A 16,534-nucleotide genomic window follows, 5' to 3' on the forward strand; every position below is an offset into this window, starting at 1 on the left:
ACTATGCAATTGAGGAGACAAGATGAAATTCAAGCTGCGTCAGATGGAGGTGTTTCGCGCGGTGATGCTGACCGGAACAGTGAGCGGGGCAGCCCGCATGCTGTACGTGTCCCAGCCTGCGATCAGCCGGTTATTGACGCATACCGAAACCAGCCTTGGCATCAAACTGTTTGAGCGGACGGGAGGGAAGTTGCTGCCGACGGCGGCCGCCGCATCTCTATTTGAAGAGGTGAAGCATGTGTACGACGCTGCACTGAGCGTAGATCGTTTTGTCGAGAATCTCGCGAATCGCACGCCGGCTGAAATCAGCGTGAGTTGTAGTCCCAGTCTGGGCCTGAGCTTGATGCCGCGCATCATCGAACTATTTCATAAAAAAAGCCCGAAGATCAGAATTCACTTCCATACGACATTGACCCAGGACTTGCCCAACGAATTGCTCAGCAAAAAAATTGACCTGGCAGTGACGGTGCTGCCCCTCAACCATCCCAATTTGGTCGTCGAGAAGCTGGGCTCCGGACGGATGGTGTGCGCATTGACGGCAGATCACCCGTTGGCAAAAAAGACGACAATCTCTGTCGAGGACCTGCAAGCCCACAAAACCATTTTTCTGTCCCCCAGCATTCCCACCGGTTGGCTTATTCGCTCCTCGCTAGAAGCACATGGAATAGATCTGACGCCCACCATTGATGTCCCGCGTGCTGAATTGGCTTGCGCACTCGCGACGCGATCTCTGGGTATCGCTATCGTGGACGAATTCTCTGTTGCCAATGAGCTGTGGTCAGGCCTGATTGTCAAACCGCTCCCGGTCTTGATCCAGTTCAATGTGAATTTGGTCTATCCCAAATTCACCGTTCCCTCGCGCACCAGCGAGCAGTTCATTTCCATTCTTCGGGATTGCATCAAGCTGCACGAGGCCGGCAAACTTTTCGTATAGCTCTTCTTCACCATACCTGCACAAATGGTCATCTGAACTGCGCCGCAACTTACAACCGTAACTGAAGTGTCTTAATTCGGGGAACGGGCAACTCACAGTGGCGATGCAGGATTGTTACCATATTGCACTATCCTAATGGTCGGAAGAATCGATGCTTTTATTTGTACTATGATTTTCATGGTTTGTGCTTAATCCATCATATCCAATTCCTAGGGACTCACGAAGTGCCTGACATAACTGATCCTGCTGTGGATGCGTAACACGAACTCGTTCGCAGCACTCGTTAACTGAAGAACAAAAATGGCAAACACTGTGCACATCGCTAAGGAAGGAGGCAGTAGGTGCCGGCGAGAAAGTCAAAATTCCTTTGAAATTGAGGTCCTGTGAACTCATCCCCACCCCGGAGATAACCTCTCCAGCCGTGTCGTGATTCAGAAGGCGATTGCACGCAAGCAAGGATGGCTTCACAGCGCCATATCGGCTGACGGCTCGCTCTTGGCTGGTTGCATACTTGCCTCCGCCGCAGTCCGGGAGGCCGGCGCCTGATCAATCAGCGGCGGTGGCCGCAATTGCAGCAGTTCGCTGGTATATACCCACTGCTGATAGGTCCGCTCCGCATCGTCGTTGAGCCTGATGCCATAACTTGGCACGATCTGACGAATCTTGTCTTGCCATGCCGCTGTCGCCAGCTTGTCCTTGAATACCTTTTCCAGCACATTCAGCATGATGGGAGCGGCCGTCGACGCGCCCGGCGAAGCGCCGAGCAAGCCGGCGATGCTGCCGTCGCCGGCGGTCACGATCTCGGTACCCAGTTTCAATACCCCGCCCTTTTCACTGTCGCGCCTGATGATCTGCACCCGCTGACCGGCTTGCCACAGCCGCCAGTCTTCCCGTTTGGCCTCCGGGAAATATTCCTGCAAGGCCTTGAAGCGATCATCATCGGACAGCATGAGCTGACCGGCCAGATATTCCACCAGCGGATACTGTTCCACCCCGACTTTGAGCATCGGCCAGAGGTTGTGCGAGGTCGTGCTCTTGAGCAGATCCCAATACGAACCTTGCTTGAGAAATTTGGTGGAGAACGTGGCAAACGGCCCAAACAAGATGACCCGCTTGCCATCCAGAACCCGGGTATCGAGATGCGGCACCGACATCGGCGGCGCGCCGACCGAGGCCTTGCCGTAGGCCTTGGCCCAATGCCGTTCGGCGACGGCGGTGTTATGGGTGACGAGAAATGATCCTCCCACCGGGAAGCCGGCATATTCTCTGGCTTCCGGGATGCCGGATTTTTGCAGCAGGCGCAAGGCGCCGCCGCCGGCGCCGATAAACACGAAGCGGGCATCCGTTTGCGTGGTGGTGCCATCCTTGAGATTCCGATAGCCGATACGCCAGCTGCCGTCGGCATTGCGCGTGATATCTTGCACTTCGCTGGAAAGCTTCAGGGAGAAATTCGGCTGCGCCTGCAGGTGATCCGTGAACTGGCGGGTAATCTCGCCAAAATTGACATCGGTACCGAGCGCTGACCAGGTCGCGGCGATCTGTTGTGTGGCGGCCCGCCCCTCCATCATGAGCGGCGCCCATTTCCTGATCTGTTGCGGATCTTCCGAGTACTGCATACCGCGAAACAAGGGGCTGCCCTGCAGCGCTTCATAGCGCTTCTTCAGAAACCGGATATTGTCCTCGCCCCAGACGAAACTCATGTGCGGCGTGGTGTTGATGAAGGAGCGCGGATTCTTCAAGACCCCGCTCCTGACTTGCCAGGCCCAGAACTGCCGGGAAATCTGAAATGCTTCATTGATCGCGATCGCCTTGGCAATCGCGATCTTGCCGTCCTTGCCTTCCGGCGTGTAGTTCAGCTCGGCCAGCGCCGAATGTCCGGTGCCGGCGTTGTTCCAGCCGTTCGAACTTTCTTGTGCCACACCATCAAGCCGCTCGACCATTTGCATCGACCAGCCGGGTTCGAGTTCACTGAGCCAGACACCCAGTGTGGCGCTCATGATGCCGCCACCGATCAGCAGTACATCGACCTTTTTGACTTCCGCTGCGTGCCCCGGCATGACTGCCAGGGACAAGAGAAAAATCAGAAAAAGCCGTCGAGATTTTTTTACCATTTACCCACCCCCCTCACTGAAATGACATTCATTCTTGGTATTCAAGTGAAGGGTATCACCGCCATATTCCCGAAATATGCACTAGCCCCCGCGGCTTTAAAAATTGCGAAAAACATCCAAGAAATACACGCAATTTACAGAAAAATATTGATAGCCTCTTAAAATATATACGCGTTCACGTATATACAGTCCACCATGTTTTATCAGGTCCTCATCTGCCCCGGATAAATGGTCTGGCTGAATGCGCCTGCATCGGCTCTCGAAACTTGTCAGCCACGCCTCTCCCGTGGCATACCCAATGCCCGCTCGGCAATGATATTGAGTTGAATTTCATTGGTGCCTGCATAGATGGTGTCGGAGCGGCTAAACAAGAACAGTTGTTGCAAACGCGTGCGGATGTCGTCATCGACCACGATGTCGCCCTCCATGCCGTAGACATCTGCGGCCAGCTTGCCGAGATCGCGGTGCCAGTTCGACCAGTAATACTTGGTGATCATGGCTTCGCGCATCAACTCGCCATTGACCGGACCGGACAGCATGCGCATATTGTTGTGATACATGACTTTCAATCCCATCCAGGCCTGGGCAATCCGATTGCGAATCAACGGATTGCCTGCTGCACCGTTCTTTCTGGCAACGCTGCAGATCATTTGCAACTGGTGTTCGAAATGCATCTGCTGCCCTACCGTCGATATGCCGCGCTCGAAGCCCAGCAGGGTCATGGCAATCTGCCAGCCGTCACCGGGATTGCCGAGGATGTTGCCGCCGGCAGTGCGTGCACCGTCGAAAAAGACTTCATTGAATTCGGCAGTGCCGGTCATTTGCCGGATCGGCCGGCATTCGACTCCGGCTTGCTGCATCGGCACCAGCAGGAACACCAGACCGCGATGCCCTTGCGATTCGGGATCGCAGCGCGCAATCACGAAAATCCATTGCGACTCGTGCGCCAGCGAAGTCCATACTTTTTGGCCGTCGATAATCCACTCGCCGCCGCCGGCGTCGCGTCTGGCTTTGGTGTGGATATTGGCCAGATCCGATCCGGCGCCCGGCTCGGAATATCCCTGACACCAGTAATCGGTCCCCGCCAGTATGCCCGGCAAGAATTGCTGCCGTTGCTGCGGCGTGCCGAGTGCAATCAGGGTTGGCCCCAGCAGTGTTTCACCCAGATGTCCCATGCGTCCCGGGCCGCCGGCGCGTGCATACTCCTCATGAAAAATCACTTGTTGCGCAATATCCAATCCGCGTCCGCCATATTCCTGCGGCCAGCCAACACCCGTCCAGCCGCCTTGGGCCAGCTCGCGCTCCCACTCCTTGCGCAGCGCCGGAAAGGCATCTTCGTCGCCGGGGCCGCCGCGATAGCGCAGTGGCTCAAAGCGGCCGCACAAGTGCGCCTGCATCCAGTCTGCAACTTCTGCGTGGAATTGATCATTGCCTGTCTCCAGATCCGTTTCCATGTTTATCCTCAATCCAGCAATACCGCAGCGACCCGTTCGCGCAACTGGTCGGGATGACCAAGCCAGTGACTGCCAGCCTGTGCGCGTTTGAAATACAGGTGCGGATCGTATTCCCAGGTAAACCCGGCACCGCCATGCAACTGAATCGCTTCCTGTGCGCAAAAAAAGAAGGCGTCCGACGCAAAGGTCTTCGCACATGCCGCTTCCAGCAACAACTGTGCGTCCGATAAGCGGCGGGCATTTGTCATTGCGTGTGCCGCGCCATAGACAGCGGAACGCGCCGCCTCGACCTTGACCATCATGTCGGCACAACGATGCTTGACCGCCTGGAATGAAGCAATACTGCGGCCGAATTGCACGCGCTGACTGACATAGTCCACCGTCATGTCGAGACACTGCTGAGCGCCGCCCAACTGCTCTGCCGCCAGCAAGATCATGGCCTGGGTCGTCGCATGAGTGATGGCTTTGGTCGCCTTTTCACCGACGGCGATCAGCGCCGCAGAGGGCACGCGTACCCCATCCAGCCGTACTTCGGCCAGACGCCGGGTCGCGTCGAGCGTGACGTGCGCGTGCGCTGTCATGCCCGCCACGCCTTGCGCCACCGCGAACAGACCAGGCAAGGCATTGCCGTTGAGCCGGACCGGCAGCAACAGCAATTGCGCCGAGGCGCCATCCGGAACATGCCGAACGCTGCCGTGGAGAATGTAATCACTGCCATCGGCGACGGCGGTCAGGCAATCGGGACGCGTCAGCCAGTCGGCGCTATCCGATCCCAGCGGCAAGCTGGCGGTCAGATCACCGGCGGCAATTTGCGTCAGATAATGAGCGGTGATATCGGATTGCACCACCGCTGTCAGTACGCTGGCAGCCAGACACACCGTCGACAAGAACGGCGCGCACATGAGCCGGCGGCCCATCTGTTCCATCAGCAAAGCCAGCTCCACGGTTCCCAGTCCCAGGCCGCCGTTTTGTTCCGGAACAGACGTGGCGCACCAGCCCAGTTCTGCGGAAATACGCTGCCACAACACATGGTCGATACCGTCGGCAGAGACCATCGCACGCCGGACGTCGGCAGATGAACTGGCCTGCGCCAGAAATTGCGCAGCGCTGTCGCGGATCATGCAGTGATCCGGCGTCAACACGAAAGCCACCGTTGCATTCATGCTTTGCACCCGGATTGCGGTGCCGTCAGTACAGCAAGTTTTGCGGTCAATAATGCGGGCATGCTGACGCTCTCCTGGTTATTGTTGGCTGCATTCTGAAACAGCTGTGCAGATGGTTGCCAAAAAGCGTCAGGCCGGCATCGCTCAATCAGACTAGATGGCCGTTGCCGCCGACGCCGCGTTTTGACGCTCTGGCCGGCGTTGCATTCCGGCGGTCCTCTGGCTACACTCGTCCGATCTCGTTGATTTCAGGTTCCCCACCCATGATTTACGATATTCAAAACGCAACAGCACTGGCACGCCGCGCATGCATCGCCGCCGGCGCCAATCCGGCAGCAGCAGAGGCGTTGGCTACGGCCACCGTGGCGGCAGAATGCGCCGGGCGCAGCGCGGTCGGCTTCGCGCACCTGCTTGATTACCTGGCCGCCTATGCAGCGGGACGCATCAATGGCGCAGCCGTGCCGGAGATTTCCTTTCCAGCGCCGGCGCTGATGCAAGTCGATGCCAAAGGCGGCATTGCCCAGCATGGTTTCGATCTGGCAGCCGGGGAACTGATCAAACGCGCCAATGCGTTCGGACTCGCCGCCTTGAGTCAGCACAACAGCTATACCGCCGGCGAACTGGGTTACTACGCCCGACGTCTGGCACAGGCCGGCCTGGTTGCATTGGTCGCCGCCAATGGTCCGGCCCTGATGACCTCCGGCAGCGGCAGGGAAGCGGTGTTCGGTACCAACCCGTTTGCCTTTGCCGCGCCGGCTGCAGGCACGCCGCCGCTGGTCATTGATCAGGCCAGCAGCGCCACGGCATTCGTCAACATCAGAGCCTGTGCCGAGCAAGACCAAGAGATTCCCGCAGGCTGGGCCATCAATGCAGAAGGACAAGCCACCACCAATGCGCGTGAAGCGATCAGGGGCGCATTGCTGGCATTCGGCGGCGCACGCGGCGCCAATATCGCGCTGATGATAGAAACCCTCGCTGCCGGCCTCACCGGCGCCAACTGGTCACTCGATGCGCCCTCCTTTGCAGAAGGCGAGCAGTCGCCGGGCGTCGGATTATTCATTTTTGCCATCCAGCCCGGCTTTATCGACACCCATTTTGCCTCGCGACTGGCGGCACAACTGCTGCGCCTGCATGAAAAAGGCATACATATACCGGGCCGGGGAAAAGCGTCAGACCACGTGGAACTGGCAACGCCTCTGATGGAAGCATTGCAGGCTTATATTGATGCGCCGGTCAGACCCGGAAGTCTGTGACGACGCGGTGGTGCATGCATGATTGCGGCTGCGGCCTCAGACCGACGGCACCTCAATCGTCCCCTCCAGATATTGCACTGCCGCCCCGGCGACATGCACGCGATCCGCCTCGACCCGGCATTTGAGCAATCCGGTACGCTGTGATACCTGCAACGCCAGCAGATCAGTCTTGCCGAGGCGTCCAGCCCAGAATGGTGCCAGCCCGGCATGAATCGAACCAGTCACCGGATCTTCATCGCCACCGTTGGCCGGCCAGAAATAGCGCGAGACGAAATCATGATGGACGCCCGGCGCGGTCACGACCACATCCAGCGGACCCAATGCAACGAGCTTGCGCAGATCGGGCACCACCGCCCTTACCTCTTCTTCGGTGTCATACACCGCGAAGTAGGCCTGTTGATTTTTGAGCGCTTCCTGCGGCGGGATCGACAATCCTTCCAGCAGGCTTGCAGGTATGGATGACAAGGGTTCCGGGCTGCGCTTGGGAAAACTCATTTCTATCAAGCCATCCGGCAATTTGACGGCAGACAGCGTGCCGACCGCCTTGGCCACAAACTTGATGACGGAGATGCCGGGGTTTTTCCCGAATATCACATACGCACTCGCGAGCGTCGCATGGCCGCAAAAATCAATTTCCTTGATCGGTGAAAACCAGCGGATATCGAACGTATCTGCAGCACCATCCGCCGCCGGGACAAAAAATACGGTTTCAGAGAGATTGTTTTCAAGCGCAATGGATTGCATCACCGCATCCGGCAGCCAGCTGTCGAGCGGCACGACTGCGGCAGAATTGCCTTTGAATGCTTCGTTCGTAAATGCATCAATCTGATAGATGGGGAGTTTCATTTTTTCTCTTTGTGAAAAGTAGCGGTGGGGTATCGGCGAATGCGCACGGCGCAATTCACTGCGCCAGCAGGTATGTTTATTCAGGGTCTTCCGGTGAAATCCCCATCCTGGACAAGGCATCGAGGCTCGGCACAAAATAGATCGCCGAGGAAAGTGCGGTAGCGAAATCCAGCAAGCGATCAGTTTTCTTGACGCCATCGGCGCCGACGCCGTACATCTGTTCCAGCATCCCTTTTGTCACCGTAATGTCGTTGCAAAAGCCGACAAACATGATGCCGGCTTCTTGCGCGCTGCCGTAATTGGCATTCCTGCGCACGATATCGATTTCTTCGCCATTCCTTCTGAACTGGTTGCGACCGACATGAGAGTCCTCCGGCAACGGCGACAGTTCATGGCTGCCGCCCTTGGTCCGGCCCCACACGTTTTCAGCCGCATGCACTGACAGGCCGCGCAGCTTTTCCACTTCCATTTTCCATTTCTGGATCAGCACGGTAGAACCGCCAGCGCCTTTTTCACCATCAGCAATGATGGCCACGCTGTTGGCGCGAAACGGATTCGGATTGGCAACGCCATCGGCAAAACCGTCGAAGGTCACGTTGTTGTGATACGGAAAACAAATCTGTTCGCTGACCAGCTCGGCAAACGGCCGCAGCAACAACACCGTCTTGCTCATGCTGTCGTACAGGGTGGCCGCATTGGATTGCGTAATCCAGATCCAGAAATCCTGCTGCGTCGCCGGCGAGATCATGCCATTGCTACCGACGATATCTTCATCGAAAGACGCCAGATTGTCCGGCACGTCGGCGGGATACACCCGGCGCCACAGCTCCGGCTTGAATCCCAGGACAACATTGGCGCTGCCGCCGGTCAGCTGGTGATGCTGATTGAGCGTGGGATCGGCAATGCCGGTGATTTCCGCTTCCCAGATCTTGCCAAGCACCTTGAAGAATTGCGGAAGATCGACATTGTCTTTCAACGCAAACTGTAAATGCACCTCATCACGGGCGACTACCGAAAGCATGGTTTGGGGGATGGGCATGTTGTTTGATCCTGTCTTTGTTATTGATGGGATCTTAAACCAAATTTTGGAGGGAGTGCTGGCAGAGTTATCAGTCAAGGAAGAACCGAATTTCTTGTCGGACAATGGCGCAACAATTGAGTGGAGCGAGAACGTGGCACTCGCTGAAAATCCCTTCGAATACACTTCTCCGGCACCAGACGCATTCCAAACAGGTGGCAGCGAGTAACACAATATTTTAAAATGCCAACTTTACTTGTATTTGCTATCGACATCTCATCAACTACCAATTTTGAAAAAATTCAAAATGCCCACCATCGAATTGTATTCGGGAGATAGTAAGAATCTTGAGCCATCTGAAGAAGTCGTATTGGAATACCTGCTCAAATGGCTGAACGAAGGTGGCATGTCGGCCGTAATTTTCACGAACTTCTGCCTGGACTCTACGCAGATCGATATCTTGCTCGGCATGGAAGGGAAAACATTTCAGCTGGAAGTCAAAGGCCATCGCGGGATAATAACCGGTCAGCAAAACGGCGATTGGACGCGCATCGACAAGAACAACGTCGCCACCTCACAACCAAACGGTTATCGACAGGCGCTTACGGCAAATCAGGTGCTACGGGATCACATGCGCCGGATTGTCGGTCAAGATGAAAAAGTCGCCTATCCAAATGGCATCGTCGTATTTGAAGGAAATATCGCGCACAAATCAAAAATCTATGGCGACAAGCGCGTCAGAATCTGCGACCTCGACAAACTGTCAGAGATGTTGTCAATGCCAATATCGAATCATGGCAGTTGGCCGTTAGCGTGGATGCGAATTTTCGCGCAGAAAAAGGGATTGATTGTCTGTCCTTTGCCATGGGAAACCGATAAATCACCTGACGCCAAGACACTCTCGGAGCCGGTACAGGCATTGCCAGAGTTCGTGCCGCGCAGCACACAAGTTCAACGCGGTGAGGTAATTACGATAGGCCCGGCGATTTCACAACCTGTGGCCCCGACCGCACATGAGACGAGCACTCTCAGATACCGCTCCCCTCTGAACCATGGCCGCTCATCCACATTTTCACCTCCACCAAAGCGGAGGCGCCGAATAAGGCAGGCTGCCATCGTCGGCCTGCTTCTTCTCGCCGTTGCCGCGACCCTGTACCGGACACCAGCAAAAACTGCCGAGCCACTCACCGCAACACCTTCACCGACTTCTATCAAATCGGCGCCGCAACAGACAACTGATCGTCCTGTCGCTCGCGCAGAACGGAAACCACCAGTGACAGACCGGCCGGCTGGCAGCAATACCTCCGAAAGGGAGCCTCGAGCGCAAATCAGGACTTTGCCCACTTTACCTGCAGCTCCTATCAACTGTCCGGCCGGCGTCGACCGGCTTGGCTGTAACGGCAAAGTGGGCGTGCTGCCCTCACCTGAATGTCCGGCCGGATTTCATGTTTCAGGCGATACATGTGTATGGCAGCAGCGGTAAGAGCTCATTCCATTCAACTAATTTGCTTGCAAGGATGAGCGAGAAGCCGCTCTCCGGGAATATGTTATGTTGCCGGTACAGAACGATTTGATTCCATACAACCCACTACCTTCGGACATCATGCTGACCTACGCCATACAAAAAGCCGGCTACGACTACGATCAACTTGATCAGCAAGGTGCGATCGATTTCGACGGCTTCATGCACGCCATCAATACCTTCCCATGGGCGGAGCAATTGCGTGCATGGGATGAGACGCAGGACGGTCCTTTACCCTCGCTGGTGCTGCAGAACGAAAAGGATGAACGCGCGTTGTGGGTCATGGTGATCGGCAGCGATCTCGGTAACAGTTTCCAGGTCACTGCCGTTTGGATGCGTCCCCACAAAGGCATGTTCGGCCTCGGCAAGGAAAAAATGGTGCAAGAAACAGCCACGATCGACATCGAACTCCGTCAGGAACTTGATCAGCTTTGCCGGTTATTTTGTGCGGCTCAATACGAAGACCTGGAGCGGGACGTGGCACGCTTTTCCGAGCGGTCGTCTTGATGCGAAAGCAGAGACTGACGCCATTTATGTGCACCAGCTCAAGCAGAAATCTGAAAACGTAAAGTGAAAGTGAATGGGAGAGTGCAAACTTCTATCAAAAAAATACTAACAAACGCAGTGCAATAAGTTCACAGGCTAACCGTCTGTATTATCTCGAATTTATCAGGAATTTAACTCCTCAAGCCTTCATACTTGCAATCGCTTTTGTATTGGGAAGCAAGTTCACGTTTAATTTAGACTTCGACAATACGATTCCAACGATTTTTTTGGTGCTGGTCATTTGAGATAGTCGATTGGTTGGGACAATCTAAAGTTTCCTTCTCTTATTCCGTTGTTCTTAGGGATGGTTAATTTTCTCTTGGTTTTCCGATGATATGTGGCACTACTATTTCACAAGAAAGAAACGATGAAAATCTATATTCTCACTGACGGGCGCAAGCAATACTTGGAGTTTTTACGCAATTTGACGCCTCAAATTTTGATCATAACAATGCTCATCATCTCAGGGAGCAAATTAGATTGGAGTCATATTTCCTTCTCCAATGCAGTAGGGAATTTTTTATTCTGGGGCCTACTCGCTATTTTCATAACCGCAGCATGGGCGAACAGCGCAGAATTTTTAGCGACTGCTCTTAACGATATTGAAAAAAGGAAGAAAAATTTGGATCCTAATTTCAAAAACATGACGCTCTATGAAAAAATTAAATACGCGTCGAACCACCATATGCGACTTCTTTTGGAGATTGTCGTCACTATGGTAATTATTGAATTAGGATTGGCTTCGGTGATAATTGTTGGAATTGGGAATGGACAAAATTTCCTTCGTCTTTTATCTCACTCAACATAAACTGAGATGTGGCTAATTTACTTTTTACCCTTATGCGGTTCAAATCCAATCTCGATTGTCCCATCTGCTAAGTTAGTTAATGCTGACGTTAAAAATCTCACTCCAACCATACCAGTAATGTCCCCAGCAATTTCCAACGTCAGAAATAACCACCCGTAACCCGGTATAATCCCTACCCAACGCGGGTGTAGCTCAATGGCAGAGCAGAAGCTTCCCAAGCTTACGACGAGGGTTCGATTCCCTTCACCCGCTCCACTTTGGCGGCGGCTGCATCTGGTCAATATTCCCATATTTCATTGCGCGCCCTTCGAATCAACCGTTTCACGAGTCATTGCATGTCAGAAAACAAATCCGGCAAACCGCTTTTTTACGATCCGACTGAGCATCGCATCCGCAGTTTCGTGACGCGCGCCGGTCGCTTGTCGGGGGCGCAGGCGCGGTCGATTGAAGAGTTGGGGCCGAAGTTCATGATTCCTTATGCCAAGGAAACACTGGATCTCGATCAGGCGTTCGGCCGTGCGGCGCCGACCATTTTTGAAATCGGTTTCGGCATGGGCGAGACCAGCGCCAAAATTTCGGCGGGCATGCCGGACAAGAATTTCATCGGCGTGGAAGTGCATACGCCCGGTGTCGGCAGTCTGCTCAAGCTGATCGGTGAGCTGGAGTTGTCCAACCAGCGCATCATCCAGCATGATGCCGTGGAAGTGCTGACGCACATGATTGCACCGAATTCGCTGGCGGGCGCGCATGTGTTTTTCCCTGATCCGTGGCACAAGGCGCGGCACAACAAGCGCCGGCTGATTCAGGGACCGCTGGTCAGTCTGCTGGCGTCGCGTATCGCACCGGGTGGTTATCTGCATTGCGCTACCGACTGGCAGGAATACGCCGAGCAAATGCTGGAAGTGTTGAGCGCCGAGCCGACGCTCAAGAATACTGCCGAGGGTTACGCGCCGCGTCCCGATTACCGGCCGGTGACCAAGTTTGAAAACCGTGGTCTGCGCCTGGGACATGGCGTGTGGGATCTGGTATTCAGCAAGCAAGCCTGAGGCGCATCTCAGGTTCGACGCGGGACCGGGCACTGATATAGTTCAGGCGCCCCGGTCCGCTACAGGCACTGTCAGCCCGACAATTCTGCCATCAGCGCAATGATTTCCGCACCGTAAGTTTCCAGTTTCTTTTCGCCGACACCGGTCACGCCGCGCAGGTCGTCGAGCGAGCCGGGGTTGGCTTTGGCGATTTCGCGCATGGTGCTGTCGTGGAAGATGACGTAGGCCGGCACATTGTGTTTGCGCGCGGTTTCCATGCGCCACCAGCGCAGCTTTTCGAACAACACCTGTTCGGCGGCAGACAAATCGGTTTCCACATAGCCGCTCCTGGATGAGCTGCGTTTTTGCTTGACCGGTTTCTGGTATTGCCGCAACTGCACTTTCTGTTCGCCGCGCAATACCGGCCGCGCTTCATCGGTGAGTTTCAGCGCGCTGTAGGATTCATGATCAACCGTCAGCAAACCGAGTGCGATGGTCTGGCGCAAGATGGCGCGCCATTCGGCTTCGCTGCGGTCGCTGCCGATACCGAATACGGATAACTGGTCATGCCGCCATTGCTTGATCTTGTCGGAATCGATGCCGCGCAAGACTTCCACCACGTGGCCCGGCGCAAAACGTTGCTCGACCCGGTACACCGCCGACAACAGTTTTTGCACCATGACCGTGGCGTCGAACGACACCGGCGGCGTCATGCAGATATCGCAGTTGCCGCAGGGCTTGGCTTGTTCGCCGAAATATTCCAGCAACCGCATGCGCCGGCAATGCAAGGTTTCGCACAGGCCGAGCATGGCATCGAGCTTGGTGCCGAGCACCCGCTTGAAGGTATCGTCGGCTTCCGATTCGGCAATCATGCGCCGCTGCTGCACCACGTCTTGCAGGCCATACGCCATCCAGGCATTGGCCGGGGCGCCGTCGCGACCGGCCCGGCCGGTTTCCTGATAGTAGCCTTCGATACTCTTGGGCAAATCCAGATGGGCGACGAAGCGCACGTCCGGTTTATCGATCCCCATGCCGAATGCAATCGTCGCCACCATCACGATTTTTTCTTCACGCAGAAAGCGCGCCTGATTGGCCGTGCGTTTCGCGTATTCCATGCCGGCGTGATACGGCAAGGCATTGAGGCCGTTCTGATTGAGAAAGTCGGCGATTTCTTCGACCTTCTTGCGCGACAGGCAATACACGATGCCAGCGTCATCCGCGTGTTCGCTTTCGATGAAGTCCAGCAATTGCTTGCGGCCGTTGGCCTTTTCCACGATCTGGTAGCGGATGTTGGGGCGGTCGAACGAGGAGACGAATTGACGCGCCTGCTCCAGTTGCAGGCGATGAATGATTTCTTCGCGGGTCTGCTGGTCGGCGGTGGCGGTGAGCGCGATGCGCGGCACATCGGGAAAGCGTTCATGCAGCACCGACAGCTTGATGTATTCAGGCCGGAAGTCGTGGCCCCATTGCGATACGCAGTGCGCCTCGTCAATCGCGAACAGCGAAATGCGCGCCGCTTGCAGCAGTTCCAGGCAACGCGGCGTCATCAGGCGTTCGGGCGCGACATACAACACATCGATATCGCCGCTGCGCACACGGCGCTCGATCTGCATCGATTCATCGAAGGTCTGGGTCGAATTGAGGAAGGCGGCGCGCACGCCGACTTCGGCCAGCGCGTCGACCTGATCCTGCATCAGCGCGATCAGCGGCGACACCACCACGCCGAGACCGTCGCGCACCAGTGCCGGAATCTGATAACACAGGGACTTGCCGCCACCAGTCGGCATCAGTACCAGGGCGTCGCCGCCCTGTACGACGTGATGCACGATATCGGCCTGCTGCCCGCGAAACGATGAATAGCCGAATACCGTTTCGAGAATGTGCAGCGCCTGCGCTTGCTGGTCTTGCGACTTGTGTTCAGTAACTGTCATTTATTGCAGGAATCCGTTGCCGACGGCAACCAAAAGAAATACACCCAACAGCGCCCGATACACAATGAAGGGCCAGGTCGAGAAGCGTTCCAGGAATTTCATCAAGCCCCAGATCGCACAAAATGCCGATACGCTGGCGACCACCAGGCCGAACAGCAGCAACGACCACGCATGCGCCGGAATCTGCGCGTGCAGCAATACCCAGATTTCCTTGAGTCCGGCCAAGGCAATCGCCGGCAAACCCAACAAGAAGGAAAAGCGCGCTGCTTCTTCACGCTTGAAATTCAGGAACAAGGCCGCGGTGAGCGTGGAGCCGGAACGCGATACGCCCGGAATCAACGCCCCCACCTGAGCGATGCCGACGATCAGGGCATCGCGCAAACGCATTTCACCCACTGTGCGTTTGTGCTTGCACACCAGCTCGGCAATCGCCAGCAAGACCGCCATGGCGATGCACGAATAACCGATCACCGACAGACTGCGCAACGGCGAGCCGCAACTGTTGAGCACATGCGACAGTGCCAGCCCGGCAATGCCGATCGGTATCGTCGCCAGCACGATCGCTACTGCCAGCCTGAACATCGGATGCTGGAAGTCACGTCGCTGCCAGGCACCGATGCTGCCGGTAGTGACGGCGCTGACATCGCGCCAGAAGTAACTGACCACTGCGGCCAGTGCCGCCAGTTGCATCGCAGCGGAAAACGCTGAACCCGGATCATGCCAGCCCAGCACCGCCGGCACAATGCGCATATGCGCAGTGGATGAAATCGGCAGCAACTCGGTGATGCCCTGAATGATGCCGAGTATGCCGATCTGCACATAATCGAGCGATGCGAAACCGATATCGAGACCGGCGCTGCAAACATTTGCCATGGATCACTCCGCTTAACTACTTCATTACTACGTCATTCCTGCTTCGATACCGTTTCGATTACTGCTGCAGCACTTGCCGCCGTGCTGCAGTGGCGACCGTTTTATTCCACCCAGGCCACGGTGCCGGTATAGGCGGTCGCCAGAATCACCAGACCGAACACGATGCGATACCAGGCAAAGATGGTGAAGTCATGCGAGCTGATGTAACGCAGCAACCAGCGCACGCACAGGAACGCAGAAACGAAGGCGGCGACGGTACCGATGGTGAACAGTGGCGCATCGGCGGCAGTCAGCAATGCGCGTTCTTTATAGAGCGAATAGATGGTGGCCGCGAACAGCGTCGGAATCGCCAGAAAGAAGGAAAACTCGGTCGCTGCTTTGCGCGACAGACCGAACATCATGCCGCCGATGATGGTGGCGCCGGAACGGCTGGTGCCGGGAATCAGGGCAAAGGCCTGGGCGCAGCCAACCTTGAGCGCGTCCAGCGGGGTCATGTCATCTACCGAATCGATGCGCGTAAAACCAACGCGGCCTTTGTTGCGACGTTCCACCCACAGAATGATCAGACCGCCGACGATGAAGGCGATGGCCACCGGCACCGGTGCAAACAGCACGGCCTTGATCTTTTTGCTGAACAACAGGCCGAGAATGGCAGCCGGCAGGAACGCGATGATCAGGTTGATCACCAGGCGCTGCGCCTTGCGGTCGGTAAACAAACCGCCGAGCACGCCGGCGATGCGGACCCGGTATTCCCAGCACACCGCCAGAATGGCACCGGCCTGGATCACGATTTCAAAGACATCGACTTTTTCCTTGGAGAAACCCGGTCCGGCAAAATTGAGCAGGCTGCCGGCCAGAATCAGGTGGCCGGTCGAGGAAATCGGAAGGAATTCGGTCAGACCTTCGACGATGCCCATGATCAGGGCTTTGAGAGCGAGTATTGTATCCATGCCGGGGAGGGGATGAGGTTCAACAAAAGTCGACGTGATTGCCGAGCGAAGCCGGTATTTTACCGGGCCGGCGTTTCCCATGTAGCTTTTTGCAATATAT

The 16,534-nt window shown here is 56.0% G+C and carries 15 protein-coding genes and 1 tRNA gene; 8 read left to right on the forward strand and 8 right to left on the reverse strand.

Features of this window, described 5'->3' with window-relative positions:
• Positions 1–22 precede the first annotated feature (22 nt).
• Entirely contained in the window at positions 23–934 is a 912-nt protein-coding gene (locus AKL27_RS06130) for a LysR family transcriptional regulator (RefSeq protein WP_050461900.1), read from the forward strand.
• Positions 935–1,398: 464 nt separating this feature from the next.
• On the opposite strand, the gene mqo is transcribed toward AKL27_RS06130, so the two are convergent.
• From mqo to AKL27_RS06145, 3 genes are all read right to left on the reverse strand, one after another.
• Positions 1,399–3,045 carry a malate dehydrogenase (quinone) gene (mqo, locus tag AKL27_RS06135; RefSeq protein WP_050461901.1) on the reverse strand — a complete coding sequence of 549 codons (1,647 nt, stop codon included), beginning with the start codon at positions 3,043–3,045 and terminating at the stop codon, positions 1,399–1,401.
• A 269-nt stretch (positions 3,046–3,314) separates the two neighbouring features.
• The gene (locus AKL27_RS06140) at positions 3,315–4,499 is read right to left on the reverse strand and encodes an acyl-CoA dehydrogenase family protein (RefSeq protein WP_050461902.1); all 1,185 of its coding nucleotides are present in this window, start codon (positions 4,497–4,499) and stop codon (positions 3,315–3,317) included.
• Between the two features lie 8 nt (positions 4,500–4,507).
• Positions 4,508–5,662 (reverse strand): acyl-CoA dehydrogenase family protein, encoded by a 1,155-nt coding sequence (locus tag AKL27_RS06145; protein WP_198155896.1) that lies wholly within the window; start codon positions 5,660–5,662, stop codon positions 4,508–4,510.
• A 263-nt stretch (positions 5,663–5,925) separates the two neighbouring features.
• On the opposite strand from AKL27_RS06145, the gene AKL27_RS06150 reads away from it, so the two are divergent.
• Positions 5,926–6,915, forward strand: a complete 990-nt coding sequence (locus AKL27_RS06150; RefSeq protein WP_050461903.1) for an Ldh family oxidoreductase — start codon at positions 5,926–5,928, stop codon at positions 6,913–6,915.
• Between the two features lie 36 nt (positions 6,916–6,951).
• Here the strand turns inward: AKL27_RS06150 and AKL27_RS06155 are convergent, their stop codons facing one another.
• Together AKL27_RS06155 and AKL27_RS06160 are read right to left on the reverse strand one after the other, a co-directional pair.
• A complete protein-coding gene (locus AKL27_RS06155) occupies positions 6,952–7,761 on the reverse strand; it encodes a PhzF family phenazine biosynthesis protein (RefSeq protein ID WP_050461904.1) in 810 nt (269 codons plus the stop codon).
• 76 nt (positions 7,762–7,837) lie between these two features.
• Positions 7,838–8,800: a Dyp-type peroxidase gene (locus AKL27_RS06160; RefSeq protein ID WP_083438891.1), complete on the reverse strand. Its 963-nt coding sequence runs from the start codon at positions 8,798–8,800 to the stop codon at positions 7,838–7,840.
• Between AKL27_RS06160 and AKL27_RS06165 the strand changes: the two genes are divergently transcribed.
• The 6 genes from AKL27_RS06165 (at position 8,799) to trmB (ending at position 12,701) form a co-directional block, all read left to right on the forward strand.
• Positions 8,799–9,008 (forward strand): hypothetical protein, encoded by a 210-nt coding sequence (locus AKL27_RS06165; RefSeq protein WP_157056815.1) that lies wholly within the window; start codon positions 8,799–8,801, stop codon positions 9,006–9,008. The genes AKL27_RS06160 and AKL27_RS06165 overlap by 2 nt on opposite strands.
• 78 nt (positions 9,009–9,086) lie before the next feature.
• Positions 9,087–10,262, forward strand: a complete 1,176-nt coding sequence (locus AKL27_RS27055; RefSeq protein ID WP_083438893.1) for an NERD domain-containing protein — start codon at positions 9,087–9,089, stop codon at positions 10,260–10,262.
• Between the two features lie 66 nt (positions 10,263–10,328).
• A complete protein-coding gene (locus AKL27_RS06175; protein ID WP_332308330.1) occupies positions 10,329–10,808 on the forward strand; it encodes a hypothetical protein in 480 nt (159 codons plus the stop codon).
• Positions 10,809–11,214: 406 nt separating this feature from the next.
• Entirely contained in the window at positions 11,215–11,655 is a 441-nt protein-coding gene (locus tag AKL27_RS06180; RefSeq protein WP_050461908.1) for a hypothetical protein, read from the forward strand.
• 181 nt (positions 11,656–11,836) lie between these two features.
• A tRNA-Gly gene (locus AKL27_RS06185) sits at positions 11,837–11,910 on the forward strand.
• An 80-nt stretch (positions 11,911–11,990) separates the two neighbouring features.
• Positions 11,991–12,701, forward strand: a complete 711-nt coding sequence (gene trmB / locus AKL27_RS06190) for a tRNA (guanosine(46)-N7)-methyltransferase TrmB (RefSeq protein ID WP_050461909.1) — start codon at positions 11,991–11,993, stop codon at positions 12,699–12,701.
• Between the two features lie 71 nt (positions 12,702–12,772).
• On the opposite strand, the gene recQ is transcribed toward trmB, so the two are convergent.
• The 3 genes from recQ to AKL27_RS06205 all read right to left on the reverse strand — a co-directional run bounded on the left by recQ (position 12,773) and on the right by AKL27_RS06205 (position 16,434).
• Complete coding sequence (gene recQ, locus AKL27_RS06195) at positions 12,773–14,611, reverse strand: DNA helicase RecQ (RefSeq protein ID WP_050461910.1); 1,839 nt, start codon at positions 14,609–14,611, stop codon at positions 12,773–12,775.
• Positions 14,612–15,484 carry an undecaprenyl-diphosphate phosphatase gene (locus AKL27_RS06200; protein ID WP_050461911.1) on the reverse strand — a complete coding sequence of 291 codons (873 nt, stop codon included), beginning with the start codon at positions 15,482–15,484 and terminating at the stop codon, positions 14,612–14,614.
• A 101-nt stretch (positions 15,485–15,585) separates the two neighbouring features.
• Positions 15,586–16,434 (reverse strand): undecaprenyl-diphosphate phosphatase, encoded by an 849-nt coding sequence (locus tag AKL27_RS06205; protein ID WP_050461912.1) that lies wholly within the window; start codon positions 16,432–16,434, stop codon positions 15,586–15,588.
• Positions 16,435–16,534: the final 100 nt, after the last annotated feature.

Source organism: Herbaspirillum autotrophicum (assembly GCF_001189915.1).
GTDB classification, from domain to species: Bacteria; Pseudomonadota; Gammaproteobacteria; order Burkholderiales; family Burkholderiaceae_D; genus Herbaspirillum; species Herbaspirillum autotrophicum.